The 19,966-nt window shown below is 55.9% G+C and carries 18 protein-coding genes; 8 read left to right on the top strand and 10 right to left on the bottom strand.

What is annotated here, in order from left to right; all coding sequences use genetic code 11:
* The first annotated feature begins 50 nt into the window (after window positions 1-50).
* Window positions 51-1,067: a lipoate--protein ligase A gene (locus FHW04_RS03210; protein ID WP_089561780.1), complete on the top strand. Its 1,017-nt coding sequence runs from the start codon at window positions 51-53 to the stop codon at window positions 1,065-1,067.
* 38 nt (window positions 1,068-1,105) lie between these two features.
* On the opposite strand, the gene gap is transcribed toward FHW04_RS03210, so the two are convergent.
* From gap to FHW04_RS03190, 4 genes are all read right to left on the bottom strand, one after another.
* The gene (gap, locus tag FHW04_RS03205) at window positions 1,106-2,107 is read right to left on the bottom strand and encodes a type I glyceraldehyde-3-phosphate dehydrogenase (protein ID WP_046289315.1); all 1,002 of its coding nucleotides are present in this window, start codon (window positions 2,105-2,107) and stop codon (window positions 1,106-1,108) included.
* A 335-nt stretch (window positions 2,108-2,442) separates the two neighbouring features.
* Window positions 2,443-2,655: a transcription antiterminator/RNA stability regulator CspE gene (cspE, locus tag FHW04_RS03200; RefSeq protein WP_031374430.1), complete on the bottom strand. Its 213-nt coding sequence runs from the start codon at window positions 2,653-2,655 to the stop codon at window positions 2,443-2,445.
* A gap of 227 nt (window positions 2,656-2,882) precedes the next feature.
* Window positions 2,883-3,059 carry a hypothetical protein gene (locus FHW04_RS03195; protein WP_158087041.1) on the bottom strand — a complete coding sequence of 59 codons (177 nt, stop codon included), beginning with the start codon at window positions 3,057-3,059 and terminating at the stop codon, window positions 2,883-2,885.
* 26 nt (window positions 3,060-3,085) lie between these two features.
* Window positions 3,086-4,285, bottom strand: coding sequence for an MFS transporter (locus tag FHW04_RS03190; RefSeq protein WP_227021901.1), 1,200 nt, complete (start codon window positions 4,283-4,285; stop codon window positions 3,086-3,088).
* A 274-nt stretch (window positions 4,286-4,559) separates the two neighbouring features.
* On the opposite strand from FHW04_RS03190, the gene FHW04_RS03185 reads away from it, so the two are divergent.
* The gene (locus FHW04_RS03185) at window positions 4,560-5,612 is read left to right on the top strand and encodes an FUSC family protein (protein WP_179420060.1); all 1,053 of its coding nucleotides are present in this window, start codon (window positions 4,560-4,562) and stop codon (window positions 5,610-5,612) included.
* A 45-nt stretch (window positions 5,613-5,657) separates the two neighbouring features.
* Here FHW04_RS03185 and FHW04_RS03180 read toward each other — a convergent pair whose 3' ends face one another.
* From FHW04_RS03180 to FHW04_RS03170, 3 genes are all read right to left on the bottom strand, one after another.
* Window positions 5,658-7,205, bottom strand: coding sequence for a UbiD family decarboxylase (locus FHW04_RS03180; RefSeq protein ID WP_089561778.1), 1,548 nt, complete (start codon window positions 7,203-7,205; stop codon window positions 5,658-5,660).
* A gap of 10 nt (window positions 7,206-7,215) precedes the next feature.
* A complete protein-coding gene (locus tag FHW04_RS03175) occupies window positions 7,216-7,617 on the bottom strand; it encodes an SRPBCC family protein (RefSeq protein WP_031374426.1) in 402 nt (133 codons plus the stop codon).
* 201 nt (window positions 7,618-7,818) lie between these two features.
* Entirely contained in the window at window positions 7,819-8,712 is an 894-nt protein-coding gene (locus FHW04_RS03170) for an ABC transporter six-transmembrane domain-containing protein (RefSeq protein WP_031374425.1), read from the bottom strand.
* Window positions 8,713-8,806: 94 nt separating this feature from the next.
* On the opposite strand from FHW04_RS03170, the gene FHW04_RS03165 reads away from it, so the two are divergent.
* The 3 genes from FHW04_RS03165 to FHW04_RS03155 all read left to right on the top strand — a co-directional run bounded on the left by FHW04_RS03165 (window position 8,807) and on the right by FHW04_RS03155 (window position 12,728).
* Window positions 8,807-9,382: a TetR/AcrR family transcriptional regulator gene (locus FHW04_RS03165; protein WP_031374424.1), complete on the top strand. Its 576-nt coding sequence runs from the start codon at window positions 8,807-8,809 to the stop codon at window positions 9,380-9,382.
* 479 nt (window positions 9,383-9,861) lie between these two features.
* The gene (locus FHW04_RS03160; RefSeq protein ID WP_176035905.1) at window positions 9,862-11,247 is read left to right on the top strand and encodes a diaminobutyrate--2-oxoglutarate transaminase; all 1,386 of its coding nucleotides are present in this window, start codon (window positions 9,862-9,864) and stop codon (window positions 11,245-11,247) included.
* A gap of 14 nt (window positions 11,248-11,261) precedes the next feature.
* Window positions 11,262-12,728 (top strand): pyridoxal phosphate-dependent decarboxylase family protein, encoded by a 1,467-nt coding sequence (locus tag FHW04_RS03155; protein ID WP_031374422.1) that lies wholly within the window; start codon window positions 11,262-11,264, stop codon window positions 12,726-12,728.
* A 58-nt stretch (window positions 12,729-12,786) separates the two neighbouring features.
* On the opposite strand, the gene FHW04_RS03150 is transcribed toward FHW04_RS03155, so the two are convergent.
* Window positions 12,787-14,103 carry an MFS transporter gene (locus FHW04_RS03150; protein WP_089561776.1) on the bottom strand — a complete coding sequence of 439 codons (1,317 nt, stop codon included), beginning with the start codon at window positions 14,101-14,103 and terminating at the stop codon, window positions 12,787-12,789.
* A gap of 206 nt (window positions 14,104-14,309) precedes the next feature.
* Between FHW04_RS03150 and FHW04_RS03145 the strand changes: the two genes are divergently transcribed.
* Window positions 14,310-14,597 carry a VF530 family DNA-binding protein gene (locus FHW04_RS03145; RefSeq protein ID WP_031374421.1) on the top strand — a complete coding sequence of 96 codons (288 nt, stop codon included), beginning with the start codon at window positions 14,310-14,312 and terminating at the stop codon, window positions 14,595-14,597.
* Window positions 14,598-14,670: 73 nt separating this feature from the next.
* Here the strand turns inward: FHW04_RS03145 and mqo are convergent, their stop codons facing one another.
* Complete coding sequence (gene mqo / locus FHW04_RS03140; protein ID WP_031374420.1) at window positions 14,671-16,320, bottom strand: malate dehydrogenase (quinone); 1,650 nt, start codon at window positions 16,318-16,320, stop codon at window positions 14,671-14,673.
* A 311-nt stretch (window positions 16,321-16,631) separates the two neighbouring features.
* Here mqo and FHW04_RS03135 point away from each other — a divergent pair, with 311 nt between their 5' ends.
* Window positions 16,632-18,266 carry a sensor histidine kinase gene (locus FHW04_RS03135; RefSeq protein ID WP_031374419.1) on the top strand — a complete coding sequence of 545 codons (1,635 nt, stop codon included), beginning with the start codon at window positions 16,632-16,634 and terminating at the stop codon, window positions 18,264-18,266.
* Complete coding sequence (gene dcuR, locus FHW04_RS03130) at window positions 18,263-18,982, top strand: two-component system response regulator DcuR (RefSeq protein ID WP_031374418.1); 720 nt, start codon at window positions 18,263-18,265, stop codon at window positions 18,980-18,982. Before FHW04_RS03135 ends, dcuR begins: the two co-directional genes overlap by 4 nt.
* On the opposite strand, the gene FHW04_RS03125 is transcribed toward dcuR, so the two are convergent.
* Entirely contained in the window at window positions 18,976-19,944 is a 969-nt protein-coding gene (locus FHW04_RS03125) for an FAD:protein FMN transferase (protein WP_031374417.1), read from the bottom strand. The two genes, dcuR and FHW04_RS03125, sit on opposite strands and share 7 nt — an antisense overlap.
* Window positions 19,945-19,966 lie beyond the last annotated feature (22 nt).

Here is a 19,966-nt window from a genome sequence, read left to right as displayed (position 1 = left end):
GTCATCTGCCTGACAGCCGGGCGCCCTCTCTTAAGGAACGGGAGTAATTGATGTCCTCGTTACGTTTATTGTTATCTGAGTCGAACGATCCCTGGTTTAACCTGGCGGTGGAAGAGTGCATTTTCCGTCAGATGCCAGCGACCCAGCGGGTACTGTTTTTATGGCGCAATGCGGAAACCGTGGTGATCGGCCGAGCGCAAAACCCGTGGAAGGAGTGCAATACCCGGCGTATGGCAGAGGATGGCATCCGGCTGGCCCGTCGCAGCAGCGGTGGCGGCGCAGTGTTTCACGATCTCGGCAACTGCTGCTTCACCTTTATGGCCGGTAAACCGGACTATGATAAGAGCGTTTCAACCGCAATTATTCTGCGTGCGCTGGCGAAACTGGGCTTGCCGGCCGAAGCGTCAGGACGTAACGATCTGGTGGTCAGCACCGCCGACGGACTGCGCAAGATATCCGGATCGGCTTACCGGGAAACGCCCGATCGCGGCTTTCACCACGGCACCATTCTGATCAACGCCGATCTGTCACGGCTGGCAGATTACCTTAATCCCGACGTTAAAAAATTGCAGGCCAAAGGCATCACCTCGGTGCGCGCCAGAGTGGCGAATCTGGCGGAGTTAAGCCCAGGCATCAGCTATGAGGCGATTTGTGCCGCGGTGACCGAAGCCTATTTTGAACATTTTAATGCGCACTGCGAGCCTGAGTACATCTCACCGGCAGCGCTGCCCGATCTGCCGGGCTTTGAACAGCAGTTTGCCCGCCAGAGCAGCTGGGAATGGAATTTTGGTCAGGCACCGGACTTCTCGCATCTGCTGGATCAGCGGTTTAGCTGGGGCGGCGTTGAGATTCACTTCGACGTTGAACGCGGTGTTATCTCGCGCTGTCAGATTTTTAGCGACAGCCTCAATCCGACGCCGCTGGAAACGCTGGCGCAGCGGTTACAGGGCATCGCTTACCGGCCGGAGGCGCTGGACGAGGTATTGATTCAGCTCAGCGATGATTTCCCGCAACAGCAGCAGGAACTGAATGAATTGCAGCAGTGGCTGGTGGCCAGCCTGCGTTAAAGGCGAAAAAGGCCGTTCCTGAGAACGGCCTGACCGGCTTAAAGATTGACGAATTTGTGCAGCACCCGCACCAGCTGAGTGACAAAGCCATATTCGTTGTCATACCACGAGACGGTTTTAACCAGTTGCAGATCGCCCGCTTCACTGATTTCAGTCTGGCTGGCATCAAAAATCGACCCGTATGGCAGGCCAATCACATCGGAGGAGACAATCGGATCCTCGGTATAGTTAAACGACTCGTTGTTTTCGCACGCCTGCTTCAGGGCGGCGTTTATCTGGTCGACCGTCACTTTCTTCTCCAGAATCGTCACCAGCTCGGTGACCGATCCGGTTTTAGTCGGCACGCGCTGCGCATGCCCTTTTAGCTTGCCTGCCAGTTCAGGGATCACCAGACCAATCGCCTTCGCCGCGCCGGTGGTATGCGGAATGATGTTCTCTGCCGCCGCGCGCGAGGCCCGGAAATCTTTGCCGCGCGGCCCGTCCACCAGCGCCTGAGTGCCGGTGTAAGCATGGATGGTGGTCATGGTGCCGACTTTGATGCCGAAACTGTCATGCAGCGCTTTCGCCATCGGCGCCAGGCAGTTGGTAGTACAGGAGGCAACCGAAACAATGGTGTCTTCAGCGCTGAGCGTGTCGTGGTTGACGTTAAACACAACGGTCTTCATCTCCCCCGCTGGCGCGGAGATCAATACCCGTTTCGCCCCCGCATCGATATGTGCCTGAGCTTTTTCTGCTGAGGTATAGAAGCCGGTACACTCAATCACCACGTCTACGCCCAGCTCGCCCCACGGAATGTTGCGCGCCTCTTTCTCGGCGTACACGGTGATTTTTTTGCCATCCACCTGCAGCGCTTTGTCACCCGCCTCAACGCTGAACGGAAAAGCGCCGTAGTTGGTGTCATATTTCAGCAGGTAGGCCAGCATTTCTGGCGAGGTTAAATCGTTGATGGCAACGATTTCAACCGCTTCCTGCTGCTCAAGAATGCGTCTGAGGACCAGACGGCCGATACGTCCAAAACCATTAATGCCGATCTTCTTCATTTGGATCTCCAGCATGTCAGTATGTCAGGGGTTTTTGTCACGTGTTCAGCATCAGCGTAGTCAGGGGCGCGCCGATGTTATGGGCTAAAAATAGCATCAGACCAGGCTGAAGAAGGGGCAATCTATGCGCCGGAGAGGCAAATGGGTAACAGCAGAGAGAAAGATGCAGAACAGAATAAGTCAGCGGAGATAAACACAGCCATTATTATAATTTCAGGGCGGACTAAAAAAACAAAAAACCCGCACAAGGCGGGTTCTGTTAATTATCAATTTCAGGCTTATCTGCTCAGGTTATTACCGTCATCGCGATTGTAAGCGTAATTGACAATTAAAATTTACAGCGGGCTGACGTTAGCTGCTGATGGGCCTTTAGCGCCGTTTTCAATAGTGAATTCGACCTGCTGACCTTCATCCAGAGTTTTATAATCGTTACCCTGAATTGCAGAGAAATGTACGAATACATCTTTGCTGCCATCCTGAGGAGAGATAAAACCAAAACCTTTACCAGCGTCAAACCATTTTACTAAACCAGTCATTTTATTAGACATCGATACTTCCTTAATTTATGAGCCACTAAGTGGCGAAGATGGCCTGTCTTTCAGAGGGATACTTACTAGGCACTTAGGAGGAGACTCACGAAGAAGGGGTATCTTTTGATATCGCTTGCACTGAGGACTGCTTTACTAAAACTGCTTTCATAAGGTCTGTGTTCCAAACCGATGACGCTATTAAGCCACGCCTCACCGCTTTTATCAAACACTATTTTAATTTAATTTTAACATCCAGACGTCCGGAGCGCTTTTAATCGCAGCGGTATGTTTTTCAGGCGGGGAAATTCGCGCTTCGCCTGGCGGAAAAATAAAGCGATGCGCCGGAAAAATAAATAACCCGGCGCGGGATAATACCGGGAAATAAAAAAGCTGAAATAACGCGCAACGATAAACTCACTCATCCCTCGTTGCGCTTCAGATGCGGGGATTACGCCGGTTCAGGCTGCTGTCGTGCGGCATGACGCGCCGTCACGGTAAACACCATCAGACCGGCAATCCCCAACGCCACGCCGACCCAGGCGGTTGAGATCCAGCCATAACCCAGTGACACGGTCAGCCCTCCCAGCCAGGCACCCATCGCGTTAGCAATGTTCAGCGCTGAGTGGTTCATCGCTGCCGCCAGCGTTTGCGAATCATTGGCAACGTCCATCAGGCGAATCTGCAGCGACGGCAGCAGCACCGAACAGGTGCCAATCAGGAACGTGGCCAGTAATCCGGTTGCCACATGTTGCACCAGCAGGGGGAAGGCGGCCATCACCAGCACATTCCACAACAGCGTCCAGCCAATGATATTCAGTACCGCACCGTCAGCAAGCCGTCCGCCCACTAGGTTGCCGATAATCATCCCCAGTCCGAACGCCACCATTGCCCACGGAATCAGCGCAGCAGACATTCCGGCCAGGTTGATCAGCGTCGGCGCAATATAACTGAAGATGGCAAACATACCGCCAAAGCCTACCGCGCCCACCAGCAGCGTCAGCAGCACCTGAGCATTTTTCAGCGCACCCAGTTCACGCAGCGGATGCGCATCCGCATCGCCTGGGGTGTAAGGCACGTAGCGCCCAATCAGCAGACAGGTCAGCAGCCCAATCGCCCCGACAAAGGTAAAGACCACGTGCCAGCTGAACAACTGCCCGATCCACGAGCCCAGCGGTACGCCAATCAGGGTCGCGACCGTCAGCCCGAGCATCAGTGACGCCAGCGCCCGTCCACGTCGTTCGATCGGCACCAGCGAGGCGGCCACCAGTGATGCCACGCCAAAGTAAGCACCGTGCGGCAGGCCGGTCAGAAAGCGCGCCACCAGCAGTCCGTGATAGCTTTCAGCCATGGCGCTGGCGACATTCCCCAGGCTGAACAGTGCCATCAGGATCAGCAGCAGTGACTTGCGCGCCATCCGTGCGGCGAGCACGGCAATCACCGGCGCGCCCACGACTACGCCCAGCGCATAGCTGGCGATGGCGTTACCGGCCTGCGGCTCAGTGATCGCTAATGAGCGTGAGACGTCGGGCAGCAAGCCCATCATGATGAACTCGCCGGTGCCGATGCCAAAACCTCCCAGCGCCAGTGCCAGCAACGCCCAGCGGGCAAAGCCGGCAGCGTCGGTTTGACGATTATTTTTTAACAACATATTTTCCCAATGGATTGAACAGATAACAGAACCGCAGAGCCGGATAACGGGCACCCCGTCGCCCGGTAAGCGCGGGCAGACTATAGAAAGGAAGAACCGCCTTAGCAACCCGATAATGTGACACAGCGCACGCTTACCCCGGTCGTGAACCGCTGTTGCAGCCGCCGCTGCTCTCCAGCCAGCGGTAAAAATCTGGCTGACAGATGAGATCTGGTTCACACTTTTGTCAGCGGCAATGTTGCCATTGGGATTCAGATCAGGGAAATGCCGTGACGTGAACAGTACTCAACAACTCAGACATGACATGCGATTAGCACTCTGCTGTGTGCCCGCTATCCTGATAATTTTTGGCATTGGCCTCGCGACCCAGCATCTCCGGGAAGCCAGCGTGATGGCCAGCGGTGCACTGCCGCTGGCGTTTGGTGCCAGTAAAACCTGGGAGGGATCGTCAGCAAAATTACTGCTGGCGACCCTGCTCAGCCTCGGGCTGTGTGCATTTTTCGGTGCGCTGACCGGCAGCCTGCTGCTGTTTATCAGCGGTTCAATGCTGTTCGCCGCTGGCTATGCGGTAATCAGCGGCATTAATGGCACCGCCGGCTGGGTGGTACAACAGTCGGCCATCGCCTGGATGATATCCGGTTATTTTCCGGGCGACATCAGTCACGCCGCCAGCCGCGCCGGGCTGGTAATGCTCGGCGGTACGGTGCAGCTGATGCTGATTTGCCTGCTGGTGCGCAGCGGGGACTTCCGGCTGCAATCGCTGACCCGCTTTACCTGGCGCAGCGCTGTCCGGCGGCTGAAACACGCCTCGCGGCCCAAAATACATCTGCGCTGGTCGGTGGTGTTTGCCATCATCGCTATGGGCACGGCGCTGCTGACGGTTCATCATTTTTCGCTGCAGAACGGCTACTGGACCGGCATGACCCTGCTGCTGTGCCTGCGCAGTCATTTTCGTGAATCACTGCTGCGGGTACCCGCCCGCACCCTTGGCACGCTATCGGGTTGCCTGGCGGCAGGCATTCTCAGCCACAATGTGCATCAGCCTGCGCTGCTGGCGGCGGCATTTATCCTGTCAGCGTACATCGCCTTCACGCTCTCTTACCGGCTGGCGAACGGCTCCTATTTTGTCTTTACCTTCTTCGTCACGCTGATGGTCGTGCTGATGATTTCGCTCACCGGTCTGGTGCAGGGTAACGTGGCGGAGGATCGTCTGCTGGCAACCGCCATCGGCAGCGGCTTCGCGCTGGCCGCGATCCTGCTGACCCGTCTGGCGGCAGCCATGCAGGCGAAGCTGAGCGGAAAGGCGGATTTCGAGACGCTTTACTGAAAGTAACCCGCCGTCAGTCAGCGGCGGGTTACAGCTGGTGGCGGATTAACGCGGGAACAATGAGGGTGCCCACAGGCTGGGATCGACCTCAGCAAACCGGGCGCGAATGAAATGCGGTTTGAGTTTAAACGGCACGGTACAGTCAAAGATGGTTTTGGTGGTGGTCCCTTTGTCGCTGATGCGCGGATCGTAAAACGGTTGCTGGGAAGGATCGAGCACATGCCCGGCCACGCCCGGCACAAACAACGTATCCAGATCGCCGACAAAGCGGGTCTGCATCGCCCACATCACGTCATCGGTATCAAACAGATCGACATCCTCATCCACCAGAATCACGTTCTTCAGTTCGCGGTAGACCGCCAGCGCAATCAGTGCCGCCTGGCGGGTCATTCCGTCATCACCGGCATTGCGTTTCGCCACCTGTAGCACCGCCAGAAACTTGCCGCCACCGGCACTGTGGGCATAGACGTTTTTGACCAGGCCGGGCAGCGCATCTTCACATTGCAGATAGATACTGGCCTCAGTGGGGATACCGGCAAGGCTGACATGCTCTTCGCCCGGCCCGACCAGGGTCTGCAATATCGGCTGGCGGCGGGTGGTAATAGCTTTGACCTTAATCACTGGCAGCGACGGATTGGCCTCGCCGGTGTAGCCCGGAAACTCCGGCATCGCTTTGCCGCTGTGGGTGTGCTGATCTTCCGCCACCCGCACGCCTGGCAGGATCTCGCCTTCTATCACTATCTCGGCCCGGGCGATGGCGCGCTGGTTTATCGTCAAACAGTCGACCAGCTCTACCGGCCGGCCGCGCAGTCCTCCGGCAACGCACAGTTCATTGAAGCCAAACGGCGTAGTGGGCGCTTCGAACTCCGCGCCGATAGTGATAGCCGGGTCCAGTCCCATATTGATTGATACCGGCAGCGCCTTGCCTGCCGCTTCAGCTTTTTGCCGGAAGGCGTCGATGTGGCGGCCAGGCGCAAAGAAAATCGACAGCTGATCCTTACCCTGAACACATAAGCGATGAATAGTGACGTCGGTGTTATCACGGTCGTCCGGATCGCTGCCCAGCACCAGCCCGAGGCAGAAGTAAGGGCCGGCATCTTCAGTGGTATTGGTTGGTGCGGGCAGAATCTTACGCAGATCAAAGTCCGGATCGTCGGCGCGATAGACCACCTGCTGACATGGCGCATCCTTCTGCTCTGTCTGCACCGGCGGAGTGACGTTACGTCGCGCCTGCGCCATCTGAATCCCCAGCTCGCGTGCCGGCGCACCCAGCAGCGCGCTGACCCGTTCGCGGCTGGCCATCAGCCCCACCAGCACCCGCGCATCCGGAAAGCCTTTGATGTTATTAAAGGTCATCGCCGGGCCGATGCGGGTCGGCCGCATCACTGTCCCGCCGGCACCGATATAGCGGTAGACGCCCGCCAGTTCGGCAATCGGGTCGACTTCGCGATCGGTCTCAATATAGTGACCCGGTAACGTTTGCAGCAACGCGATCGCCGAGCGCAAATCGTTAACCGGCGGCACCTGCCAGCCCTGAGGATGCGGATCGCCAGGTTTAACTTCGTGATAGGTGGTCGGGCGTTTTTGCGGCATGATTCACTCCTTATCGGGATTCAACCCAGCTTTTCAGATGCTGTAACACCTCACCCCAGCGGGTATTGCAGAACGGCAGATGCGGATCGCGATCGGACCAGCCACCATGACTGAGCGCCACAATGGTTTGATCGGGTCCGAAATCGGCCAGCGTGATACGCAGAGTTTTTCCCGCCGGGCTATCCGGCTCGTCAACCGAGACCTGCACCAGTTCCTCGTCCGGTACCAGTTTTTCGGTTCGCCAGCTGATATGGGCGTGCGGATTAGGTCGCAGAGTCAGAATTTCGCCCGCGGCAATCGTTCCTTCAACCACACCCAGATGCCAGCTGGCGAGTTGGGTGATATCGGTTAAGGCGGCATAGACCCGGCTGCGTGCAGCGGTGATTTTGATGGCGTGATGAAGCGTGATCATATGAACTCCCCGAACAGCGTGTAAAAGCAGTCGCAGAAAGTATATGTGTCAATCAGCAGCACGGTTTGTCCTGGTTAGTCCTCTCCCGCTTCGCACCGCCTGTCAGCGATGTCAGCCCCGACGCCACGCAGGCTGGCAGGCCGGGTAAGGTTTGAGTCAGTAAATGTAACCATTCACTGCACCAGGCTTTCCCCGCGCCGCTTATAGCTCGCCGGTATTGACCCGGCGGCCAATATCCCGCAGCTGCGAATATTTCTCCAGCAGCTGCGGACCGTCATCCAGGCTCATGGCAAACATCCACATATAGGTCATCACCGAATAGAGGTGCCCGGCCTGAATATTGCCGCGACCGGACATGGCGAAAATGGTCACGCCAAACAGCAGCGCCGCGACGCTGCCTATCGCCAGATAACCCAACGCTTCCCGATCGGATAAGCGAATACGCAGGCTGGCCAGCACCTGATAGTGACGTCCCAGCGCCGAAGGGCTGGCATCACCAACCAGCTGCACCTCTTTTTCCAGCCGGTTATTCAGCCGACCAAATAACGCGTCGTTTTTACGGGTGAAGCCGGGCAGGAAGCAGGCGAAAAACAGCAGGATCGCCAGGCAGCCCGCGCCGGTCCAGAACTCAATCACCAGCAGCATCACCGCCGCCCCGCTCATTGACGCCAGCGAGGTGATCAATACCGGCAAATGCTTCTCAAAAAAGTCGACAAATTCGCGTGACAGCGCGACGCGTGCCGCAATAGTCGAGGCGTTATGTTGCTCGTGTCGCTGCGCCACAATCACCGGCACCGCCAGTTCGGCGTAAATACGGGCGAAGGTGCGGGTATCAACGCTGCGCCGTGCGGCGCCGATCGCCCACATGATAAACACCATCACCGCATACAGCAGCGCATGCCACGCCTGCCCGGTCACAATGGCATTGATAGCAAAGCCAGCCAGCAGCGGATACAGCAGGTACATCACATTTTCAGCCACCACCAGCAGCAGCGTGAGCATGAGTTTTCGGCTGTGTCGGCGTCCGAGCTTTTTTAATGTCAGAATAGCGCTGCGTGCGGCAGGTACCGGCACGAGGTTTTTGGCGGAATACATAGAATATTTTCTGATAAGATGAGTCTTGAGCGGTTGCTCAAAATCGAAAGGCAGTGTATTTGAGCAACCGCTCAAAGTCAACGAGAGAGCGATGATGAAACAGTCGGCGGAAGCGCTAAGAATTAAAATCCTTGAGGGTGCAGTCGCACTATTTATTGAGAAAGGCATCGGGAAAGTGACCACCCGGGAATTAACCGAATCCGTGGGGATTTCACGCAGCCACATCTATCACTATTTCAGCAACTGGCAAACGCTGTGTCTGGCGGCGCTTGAACGCTTCATGCATAACGAGTTTGCGCACTTTTCCGCGATGCTGGCGGCCGTCCCGCCGCCGCAGCGCCTCGGGCTGTTGTTTGAAAGCTATCTGCCCAACTCGCCCGATGCGGTCTGGCAGCTTTACGCTTCGTTCTGGCAACTGGCGAGTCATAATCCGGCTTATGCGGCGCTGGCGGAAGAGATGACGGCAAAATGGCAGGGGCTGATGGAGAGTCTCATCGCTGCTGAGGTCGAAAACGGCACGCTGCGCGTAACCGATGTGGCACGCACCGCACGACAGCTGAGTGCCATGCTCAATGGCTATGCCGATCTGCTGACCATCAATCCTTCCGCAGCCAAAGCCGGTGAAGCACTGGACGATTTGAATCATTTTGTCGGACAAATGCGCGGATAACGTCCTTTTAACCGTTGCGGTTAACGCCAGCAAAGTGGGTCATTTTTAATTAATTGTTAATAAAAGGTTTAATATTTTAACGAATTGACTGGCTGACTGCGATTATTTAAACCGCCCGACAAAGCGACAATAATGCCGGCTTTTCTTTTTTTAGCGGCGCTTTTTCGAATAGCGTTTTCCCGCCGAAACAGCTGTTTACACAACTGGTTATCCCTTACTGCCAGCCCATGAAACCGGGTAAATCCGTGTTTTTACGTGCTTTATTAAAAGCCCCTGAACAGATCCCGGCTGATAAAAACGCTCATAAAGCAACCAAGCCGTTGATAAACAAAGCAAATAATCCGTAAACCGGCGATAAAATTAATCATTGAGTCGGACCTTAAAAACCAATATATTGGCCGCGTTTTATCTACAGCCATTACTTTTTTTATTCATTTATTCAACTGCGACGTTACACCCGTCCCGGTTGTAGGAGAGATATGATGACGGATAAAGTCCGTATTGATAGTTTGAATGCGCAGACCTTAAACGGAAACAATGAAACCTATTTAGCCCGTCAGGCTGAATTTGAATCAAACGTTCGAAGTTACCCACGCAAATTGCCGTTCGCGATTGCGAAAGCACAAGGTGTCTGGATCACTGACGTCGAGAATAATCAATATCTTGATTGTCTTGCCGGTGCCGGAACGCTGGCATTGGGCCATAACCATCCAGACGTTCTGCAGAGTATTCAAAATGTCATTACCAGCGGCTTGCCGTTACATACGCTCGATTTGACTACCCCGTTAAAAGATGAGTTCTCTGAGTACCTGCTCTCCTTACTGCCGGGCCAGGGCAAAGAATATTGCCTGCAGTTCACCGGTCCGTCTGGCGCGGATGCGGTTGAAGCGGCTCTGAAACTGGCGAAAAAGCATACCGGTCGTTCCGGTATCATCAGCTTCTCGGGGGGTTATCACGGTATGACCCACGGCGCGCTGTCGGTGACCGGCAACCTGTCACCGAAAGAAGCCGTCGACGGTATGATGCCGGAAGTGCAGTTCATGCCGTATCCGCATCTTTATCGCTGCCCACTGGGCCTTGGCGGTGAAGCGGGCGTTAAAGCGCTGACCTACTACTTCGAAAACCTGATCAACGACGTTGAGAGCGGCGTGCGCAAACCAGCAGCGGTGATCCTCGAAGCGGTTCAGGGTGAAGGCGGCGTTAACCCGGCGCCGGCGGAGTGGCTGCAGCGCATCCGTAAAGTGACCCAGGAACATGGCATTCTGCTGATCCTCGATGAAGTGCAGGCTGGTTTTGCCCGTACCGGTAAGTTCTTCGCCTTTGAACACGCCGGCATTGAGCCGGACATCATCGTAATGTCCAAAGCGGTCGGCGGCGGTCTGCCACTGGCGGTGCTCGGCATTAAGAAACAGTTCGATGCATGGTCTCCGGGTCATCACACCGGCACGTTCCGCGGCAACCAGCTGGCGATGGCAACCGGTCTCACCACCCTGAAGCTGCTGAAAGATAATAACATTGCTGACAAAGTGGCGGCGCAGGGCGAGTGGCTGAAAGGCAAACTGGGCGAACTGCAACAGCGTTATCCGGTGATCGGTAACGTGCGCGGCCTGGGCCTGATGATCGGCATCGAGATGGTGAAACCGGACGAAGCCGCCGATCACATGGGCAGCTTCCCGGCCGATGGTGAACTCTCGGCGCTGGTACAGAAGAAATGTTTCGAAAACGGCCTGATTCTGGAGCGTGGCGGTCGTCACGGTAGCGTGCTGCGTCTGCTGCCGTCCCTGCTGATCACCAATGCAGAACTGGACGTGTTTATGGATAAATTTGAAAACGCCCTGCTGTCAGCTGGCGTGAAACCAGTTTGAGTGGAGTGAATGCAATGTCCCGGTTAAACCCGATTCTGGCGGCCTCAGCACAGAGCACCGAGGCCTACCAGCAGGCGATTGCCCAGAGTAGCGCGGCGGTCGTTAAGTGGCTGGAACAACCTGAGATGTATCAGGGCAAAACCGTCGCTGAGCTGCGTGAACGTATTACGCTGGACTTCAATCCTCAGGGCTTGGGTAACCAGGCCGCGATTGAGCGCGCCATCGAGTACTTCCTGAAAGACAGCCTGTCAGTGCATCACCCACAATGTGTGGCGCACCTGCACTGCCCAAGCCTGGTGATCAGCCAGGCGGCAGAAGTGTTGATCAACGCCACCAACCAGAGCATGGATTCGTGGGATCAGGCACCTTCCGCCACCATCATTGAGATGAAGCTGATCGAGTGGCTGCGTACTCAGGTGGGTTACCAGCCTGGCGACGCTGGCGTGTTCACCAGCGGCGGCACCCAGAGCAACCTGATGGGCCTGATGCTGGCGCGTGATGCCTGGTTTGCCCGTCAGGGACATTCGGTACAGCAGGATGGCCTGACCGGCGATCTGAAAAAGATCAAAGTCTTCTGCTCTGAAAACGCGCACTTCTCGGTACAGAAGAATATGGCGCTGCTCGGCCTTGGCTATCAGTCGGTGACGTTGGTTAAAACCGATCGCTTCGCCCGCATGGATCTGGACGATTTACGTCACAAGCTGGCCCAGGCTCAGGCCAACGGCGAGCAGGTGCTGGCGATTGTTGCGACCGCAGGCACCACCGATGCCGGTGCGATCGATCCGCTGCGCGAGATCGCCACGCTGGCGGCAGAACAGCAGATCTGGGTACACGTCGATGCGGCCTGGGGCGGTGCGTTGCTGCTGTCCGAACAGTATCGCGACTATCTGGATGGGATTGAGCTGGTGGACTCCATCACGCTCGACTTCCACAAGCAGTTCTTCCAGACCATCAGCTGTGGCGCTTTCCTGCTGAAAGAGGCGCGTCACTATGAGCTGATGCGTTATCAGGCGGCCTACCTGAATTCAGAGTTTGATGAAGCGCAGGGCGTGCCGAATCTGGTGTCGAAGTCGCTGCAGACCACCCGTCGTTTTGATGCACTGAAACTGTGGATGGGTCTTGAAGCGCTGGGTCAGAAACAGTATGCCGCGATCATCGATCACGGCGTGACGCTGGCGCAACAGGTTGCTCAGTACATTGAGCAGCAGGCCGCGCTGGAGCTGGTGATGCAGCCGCAGCTGGCGAGCGTGCTGTTCCGCTATCGCCCGGCCCATCTGGCGCACCTCAGCGACGCGGAAATCGCGCTGCTGAATCAGCGTATCGGTGATGCCCTGCTGGAGTCTGGCCGCGCCAACGTCGGCGTTACCGAATTCAACGGCGTCACCTGTCTGAAAATGACGCTGCTGAATCCGACTGTCACGCTGGAAGATATTCAGATCCTGCTGACCCTGGTGGAAACCACTGCACAGCAGCTGGTGTAAGTTACCGGTTGTTAAAAAGGCTCCCACGGGAGCCTTTTTTATGCCGGCAACAGCCGGTTTAGCGCGATGGCGGCTCATCCAGCAGCCGCAGATGGTCATCTTTGTTGAGGGTCATCAGCGCCACAATGCTGATCACCGCGGTGATCATCACGTACCAGGCGGGAATATCCAGATTACCGGTCTGCCTGATTAAGCCGGTGATAATCAGCCCGGCACAGCCGGAGAAGACCGCGTTAGAGAGCGAATAGGCCAGCCCCAGACCGGTATACCGCACGCGGGTAGGAAACATCTCCGCCAGCATCGCCGGTCCCGGTCCGGCCAGCAGTCCGACTATCCCGCCAGCAATAAACACCACCAGCGCCTTCAGTCCCAGACCGCTGCTCGCCGCCTGCAGTACGTTGAGCAGCGGCAGCGCCAGCAACAGCAGCAGTACCGCCGCCGTCACCATCACCGCGCGGCGGCCAATTTTATCGCTCAGTATGCCAGCCGGAATGATGGTCGCGGCAAAGCCGAGGTTCGAGATCACCGCAATCAGCAGCGCCTGATTAAAACCGGTATGCAGCGAAGCCTGCAGGTAGGTCGGCATAATCACCAGATAGGTATAGCCGGCGGCCGACCACACCATCAGCCGACAGATACCAAGCAGAATAGTTTTCAGCGTCGCGCCGAGGCTGGCCTTAACTATCCCGGCCGCCGGTTCTGCCTGTTGCCGGATAAACGCCGGGGTCTCCTCCATCTGCACCCGCAGCCAGAGCGCCAGCGCACCTAAAGGCAGCGCGAGGAAAAAGGGAATACGCCAGCCCCACGCCAGCATCTGCTCCGGGGTTAACAGCAGTGACAGCAGCGCCACAATGCCTGCGCCCGCCAGCAGTCCCAGCGCCACGGTAAACGACTGCCAGGCCCCGAACAGCCCACGCTTACCGCGCGGCGCAAATTCGGTCATCAACGAGACCGCCCCGCCATATTCGCCGCCCGCGAACAGCCCCTGCAGAATACGCAGCACGGTAATGATCAGCGGAGCCAGCACGCCCAGGGTAGCGTAGGTCGGTACCAGCCCGATGGCGGTGGTCGCCAGCGTCATCATAATCAGCACAAAAATCAGCGTCGGCTTACGCCCGATGCGGTCGCCCATCCGGCCAAAGATAATCGCGCCGAGCGGACGGAAAAAGAAGGCGATGGCGAACGAGGCATAGGTCAGTAAGATTCCGGTCAGCGCCGACTCCCCCTCAAGCCGAAAAAAATTCTGCGCAATCAGGGTGGCGAGAAAGCCGTAAACGGCAAACTCATACCATTCAATAAAATTCCCCACCGAACCGGCCAGCAAGGCACGTTTACGGCTGGCGGAACTGAGCAGCTTATCAGCGGCGTCGGACATGGCAGGTGATCCTTTTTGTCGTGGCATCAATCGCTTATGATTAGCACAATCGCTGATAAATTGCCCGGGCATCTGTGGTCGGCGTTAACTCAGCCACAAAACGCCGCGCCAGAGTACGGTTAGCCGGCTTTTTCGTCCGGGGGACTTGCACTCCGGCGCGACGATCGTCAGGATGTGCGCAATTAACTGAACCGGGCGGATAAACCATGAACGCACACACTTCAAAAGATCCTCTGCACGGCGTGACGCTCGAGATGCAGGTAAACCACTTAGTGGCACAGTATGGCTGGTCTGAGCTGAGTAAGCGCATCAACATTAACTGCTTTAAAAGCGATCCCAGCGTAAAATCGAGCCTGAAGTTTTTGCGCCGTACGCCGTGGGCGCGGGCAGAAGTCGAAGCACTCTACCTGGCGTCTTTGCAGCAGAAAACGCAGGCGGCACCTGCGCCCGAAGAGGACCCCTGGGCGGGCTGGCGAGGCAATAAGCCGGAGTAATCGCGATTGCCAGAGGAATAAAAAAAGCCCGCGTCGGGTAACCGGCGCGGGCTTTTTGACGATCAGGCAATGATTACAGCGCCATATCGTGTTGCGGTGATGCGGCCGATTTTTCAGCCGGCGCAGCCGGTGCTGCTGGCGCATTGTCATCCATATGGATCACCGGCGGCGTGGTCAGTTGCAGCGTTGACGCGGTGTCATTCCACACCTGCTGCAGCAACGGAACGTTGTCATTCAGTTTCTGGCCGTAACCCGGGATCATTTTATGAATCTTCGCCTGCCACTCGGCTGACTTAAACTCTTCCGGGAACAGTTTCTGCATCACGTTCAGTGCGATTGGGGCCGCAGTTGAGGCACCCGGTGAGGCACCCAGCAGTGCAGCAACGGTTTTCTGCTGATCGGTCACAATTTCGGTGCCCAGTTTCAGCACGCCGCCCTTCTCTTCATCTTTTTTGATGATCTGTACGCGCTGACCGGCCTGAATCAGTTTCCAGTCCTCTTTCTTCGCATCCGGATAGTACTCTTTCAGCGCAGCAAAGCGGTCATCGTCAGTCAGCATCACCTGACCCACCAGGTATTTCACCAGGTCGAAGTTATCCATCCCAACGTGGGTCATCGGGATCACGTTGTGAGTGGTGGTGGTGCTCAGCAGATCAAACAGGGAACCATTTTTCAGGAATTTGGTTGAGAAGGTGGCGAACGGTCCAAACAACACCACGCGCTTGCCATCCAGGTAACGGGTATCCAGATGCGGAACCGACATCGGTGGCGCACCGACAGAAGCCTGACCGTACACTTTGGCCAGATGACGATCGGCAATCGCGCTGTTCTCTGTCACCAGGAACGAGCCGCCCACCGGGAAGCCAGCATAGTTTTCAGCTTCAGGAATACCGGTTTTCTGCAGTAACTTCAGCGCGCCGCCGCCAGCACCGATAAAGACATATTTCGCATCAACCGCACGCTCAGTGCCGTTTTTAGCGTCTTTAATGGTGACGTGCCACGAGTTGTCGCCGTTACGTTTAAAGTCCGTCACTTCGGATGAGGTTTCCAGTCTGAAGTTATCATTTTTCTTCAGGCTGCCGATCAGCTGGCGGGTAATTTCACCGTAGTTAACGTCGGTGCCGACCGGCGTCCAGGTCGCGGCCACTTTCTGCTGCGGATCACGTCCTTCCATCACCAGTGGCGCCCACTGCGCGATCTGCTGATGATCGGTAGAGAACTTCATGCCCTGGAACAGCGCGGTTTTCTGCAGCGCCGCGTAGCGTTTGGTCAGGAAGTCGACGTTGTCGCCCCAGACAAAGCTCATGTGCGGTGTCGAGTTAATGAAGCTGCGGGGATCGTGCAACACGCCTTCTTTAACCTGTGCGGTCCAGAACTGGCGAGACACCATAAAGGCTTCGTTGATTTCCAGCGCTTTGGTGACGTCAATCGAGCCATCTTTACGCTCAGGCGTATAGTTCAGCTCCATGTTGGCAGAGTGACCGGTACCGGCGTTGTTCCAGCCGTTAGAGGATTCCAGCGCCACGCCGTCCAGTTTTTCCACCATGATCTGTTTCCAGCCTGGCTGTAACTCTTCCAGCATGGTGCCCATTGAGGCGCTCATGATGCCGCCGCCAATTAACAGTACGTCGGTTTTCTCTGGTGAAGTTTCAGCATGAAGCGCTGAAGAAACAAGCAATGCCGCGAGGGAAAGTGCAGGGATAACTTTTGTTGATTTAATCATTTCGCAATCTACAGTTAACTTAATCGTACTGGTTAAAAAAAGTCCTCAAAGTTTAAAATAATGTTATTTATGAGTTAATGCGAAAATAGTTATAAAATTAAAAATAGCCATTTAGCCTTAATTTAATTACAAAAGGCATACGAAATTTACTAACTATTTTAACCTCACATTAAAGGTGCACTTTGAATTATTCAATCCCCTAAGGCAAATAATCTGACCGTTTTTTCCTGCTGCATACGCGGCTAAACCTGTACGCGTGCAGCGTCTTAGCGTATGTTTCCTGGCGAACCACTCACCCGCGCTGAACACCGATGAAAAGCCAATCACAAAAAAGATATGCCGTGAATAAACGCCCGATGAAACTCAGCACGCTGACCACACTGATGATGACGGCGGTGATCTTTACCGTCCTGCTGTGCGTCCATCTGCTCTATTTCATCCAGATAGATAATTTTGCCCAGTCGCATCTTAAAGATAAAGCGATGGCGGTGGCACGCACCGTGGCCGACAGTCCCGAGCTTCAGCGTGGACTGCGCCGTCCTGACGGTCGCGACCTGATACAGCCCGTCGCCGAGGCGGCACGCAAACGCAACGATCTGCTGTTTGTGGTGGTCACCGATATGAACGGCATCCGTTTTTCGCATCCTAATCCCGATGCGATCGGCAAACATTTCATTGGCGACGATCTCAATCCGGCGCTGGCTGGCCGGGAAAATGTTGCGGTCAATCACGGTGTGCTGGTCGAAGCATTACGGGTGTTCACTCCGGTTTATGACGACAGGCATCAGCAGATTGGCGTGGTGGCGATCGGGATTTCACTCAATGACGTGGCGGCGCAGATCGCTAAAAGCCGCTGGAACATCGTCTGGACCGGCTTATTTGGCGGTATTGTCGGTTTGCTGGGTATCTATATTCTGGTCAGACGGCTGAAGACCATTTTGCTCGGGCTGGAACCGCATGAAATTTCCAGCCTGTTTGAGCAACGCCAGGCGATCCTTAATTCGATTAAGGAAGGGGTGATCGCGGTGGACGAGCACTCCCGCGTCAGCCTGATAAACCATGCCGCGCAACAGTTGCTGCACGAGACTACCCGCAAAATGCCACTGAGTGGCGATAGCCTGCCGGAAGAGAGCGTACTGCACAGCCACCAGCAGGATGCGCTGCACCAGGGCAAAGCCTGGCACGATCAGGAACTCACCATCGGCGGGCGTATTCTGATCAGTAATACCGTGCCGGTGCGCAGCCGCGAGCGGATTATTGGCGCGGTGACCACCTTCAGGGACAAAACCGAGATTAGCCAGCTAATGCAGCGCCTGGACGGCATGGTAAACTATGTCGATGCGTTGCGTGAACGCTCCCATGAGTTCATGAATAAGCTGCATGTCATTCTGGGTCTGCTGCACATGAAAAACTATGCGCAGATGGAAGAGTACATTCTTAAGACGGCGAACAACTACCAGACTGAGATTGGTTCGCTGTTACAGAAGATCAAATCGCCGGTCATTGCGGGCTTTCTGTTAAGCAAAATCAACCGGGCGAATGATGAAGGGCATCAGCTGATTATTGATGAAGCCAGTTTCCTGCCCGACTGCGGCAGCGAACAACAGAGCGCCGTGCTGATCACCGTGCTGGGTAATTTAATTGAAAACGCCCTTGAAGCGCTGGACCCGGAAACCGAAGGGGAAATCCACCTGATGCTGCATTATCAGAATGGCTGGCTGGCCTGTGAAGTCAGTGATGATGGCCCCGGCATTGATGGGTCGCAGCTCGCCGCCATCTTCGAACGAGGCGTCTCGTCGAAAGGAGACGATCGCGGCGTGGGACTGTTCCTGGTTAAACAGCAGACAGAAAGCCTGGGCGGTAATGTCAGCGTCGAGTCGGAGCCGGGTGTGTTCACCCAATTTTTAGTGCAACTCCCGTGGGAGAGAGGAAGAAAAGTCGAATGATCAATGTCTTAGTTGTCGATGATGATGCTATGGTCGCCGAGCTGAATCGCTGTTATATCGGTCAGATCCCCGGTTTTACCTGCTGCGGCACCGCCTCGACATTACAGCAGGCCAAAGAGCAGTTACTCCAGTCGGATTCGCAGGTCGATCTGGTGCTGCTGGACATCTATATGCAACAGGAGAACGGTCTCGACCTGCTGCCCGAACTGCGCAGTGCCGGACGCCCGGTCGACGTGATCATCATCTCTTCCGCCGCCGATGCGGCCACCATCAAAACGTCGCTTAATTACGGTGTGGTGGACTACCTGATTAAACCGTTCCAGTTTGCCCGCTTCGAGGAAGCGCTGACCGGCTGGCGGCAGAAAAAAGCGCTGATGGATAATCATCAGTTTTATCAGCAGTCGGATGTTGATCAGCTATTGCACGGCAATCCACCGGGCGCCAGTGAGCAGAAACGGCTGCCTAAAGGCCTGACGCCACAGACGTTGCGCACCTTATGCCTGTGGATTGATGCCCATCCGGGCACCGAGTTTTCCACCGATGAACTGGCAACAGAAGTGAATATCTCGCGCGTTTCCTGCCGGAAATACCTGATCTGGCTGGCGCAGATTAATATCCTGTTCACCAGCATTCACTACGGCGTTACCGGCCGGCCGGTCTATCGCTATCGTCTGCAGCCGGAATATCACACCCTGCTGAAGCAATATTGTCAGTAAGCCAGCCGGTAATCCGCGTCCAGCAGACTGAAAGAAAAGTGACGTTGTGACGAGCAGATGACCTGCTTGTCGCGGGTCACAAAAATCGCTTCAATAGCGGGCGAATCGGCGAGGCAGGCGATACCCTTCTCCACGCCCATGCCATACAGCAGCGTGGTGTAGATATCGCCGTCAATCGAACGGTCGGAGATCACCGTCACGCTCAGCAGTTCGTTATCGAGCGGATAGCCGCTGCGGTCATCCAGAATATGGTGATAGCAGACGCCGTTCAGTTCGAAATAGCGCTCATAGATACCGGAAGTCACCACCGACTTATCTGCTACGTGAATCACCCCAATCAGCGCATCCGCCGTGCCGAACGGTTTTTTCAAGCCAATCGCCCAGCCGGGTGACGCCTCTTCTTCGGGTGAGCCGACCGTCTGAACGTTACCGCCCAGATTAATCAGCGCGCTGTTCACTCCCTGCTGACGCAGAAACGCCTGCACCCGATCGGCGATATAGCCTTTGGCGATCGCCCCGAGATCAATTTCCATCCCGGCTTTCGCCAGCATCACGCTGTTCGACGCCGGGTCGAGAATCACATCATGCGGATTGGTCAGTGCCAGACAGGCCTGTAACTTCTCTGCCGGCGGCACGCTGTGTCCCTGAAAGCCAATTTTCCAGCACTTCACCAGCGGACCGATGGTCAGATTAAAACGGCTGTCGGGCAACAGGCTGACGGCGTGAGCGCAGGCAATCAGATCGAATACCGGCTGACTCACCACCACCGGATGCTGGCCCGCCGCCTGATTGATCGCCATCACTTCAGAACCGGAACGGTTAACGGTGAACAGGTTCTCCTGCTGTTTAATCAGACGGAAGACCTGGCCGGCAAGGGTTTCATTGTGTTCGAACAGTTTGAGCAGAATGGGCGAACCCATCAGAACCGCGGAGTAAGCATAGACACGCGCATCAGTTAACATAGGCGACTCTGCTTTAAGCAAG

The organism is Pantoea sp. AN62 (assembly GCF_050432985.1).
GTDB classification, from domain to species: Bacteria; Pseudomonadota; Gammaproteobacteria; order Enterobacterales; family Enterobacteriaceae; genus Pantoea; species Pantoea brenneri.
This window is presented reverse-complemented; position numbering and strand designations above follow the sequence as displayed.

Coding starts and splice junctions, on each gene's coding strand:
- FHW04_RS03210 (WP_089561780.1), top strand. CDS start 51: ATGTCCTCGTTACGTTTATTGTTATCTGAGTCGAACGATCCCTGGTTT.
- gap (WP_046289315.1), bottom strand. CDS start 2,107: ATGAAGAAGATCGGCATTAATGGTTTTGGACGTATCGGCCGTCTGGTC.
- cspE (WP_031374430.1), bottom strand. CDS start 2,655: ATGTCTAATAAAATGACTGGTTTAGTAAAATGGTTTGACGCTGGTAAA.
- FHW04_RS03195 (WP_158087041.1), bottom strand. CDS start 3,059: ATGAGTGAGTTTATCGTTGCGCGTTATTTCAGCTTTTTTATTTCCCGG.
- FHW04_RS03190 (WP_227021901.1), bottom strand. CDS start 4,285: ATGTTGTTAAAAAATAATCGTCAAACCGACGCTGCCGGCTTTGCCCGC.
- FHW04_RS03180 (WP_089561778.1), bottom strand. CDS start 7,205: ATGCCGCAAAAACGCCCGACCACCTATCACGAAGTTAAACCTGGCGAT.
- FHW04_RS03175 (WP_031374426.1), bottom strand. CDS start 7,617: ATGATCACGCTTCATCACGCCATCAAAATCACCGCTGCACGCAGCCGG.
- FHW04_RS03170 (WP_031374425.1), bottom strand. CDS start 8,712: ATGTATTCCGCCAAAAACCTCGTGCCGGTACCTGCCGCACGCAGCGCT.
- FHW04_RS03165 (WP_031374424.1), top strand. CDS start 8,807: ATGAAACAGTCGGCGGAAGCGCTAAGAATTAAAATCCTTGAGGGTGCA.
- FHW04_RS03160 (WP_176035905.1), top strand. CDS start 9,862: ATGATGACGGATAAAGTCCGTATTGATAGTTTGAATGCGCAGACCTTA.
- FHW04_RS03155 (WP_031374422.1), top strand. CDS start 11,262: ATGTCCCGGTTAAACCCGATTCTGGCGGCCTCAGCACAGAGCACCGAG.
- FHW04_RS03150 (WP_089561776.1), bottom strand. CDS start 14,103: ATGTCCGACGCCGCTGATAAGCTGCTCAGTTCCGCCAGCCGTAAACGT.
- FHW04_RS03145 (WP_031374421.1), top strand. CDS start 14,310: ATGAACGCACACACTTCAAAAGATCCTCTGCACGGCGTGACGCTCGAG.
- mqo (WP_031374420.1), bottom strand. CDS start 16,320: ATGATTAAATCAACAAAAGTTATCCCTGCACTTTCCCTCGCGGCATTG.
- FHW04_RS03135 (WP_031374419.1), top strand. CDS start 16,632: ATGAAAAGCCAATCACAAAAAAGATATGCCGTGAATAAACGCCCGATG.
- dcuR (WP_031374418.1), top strand. CDS start 18,263: ATGATCAATGTCTTAGTTGTCGATGATGATGCTATGGTCGCCGAGCTG.
- FHW04_RS03125 (WP_031374417.1), bottom strand. CDS start 19,944: ATGTTAACTGATGCGCGTGTCTATGCTTACTCCGCGGTTCTGATGGGT.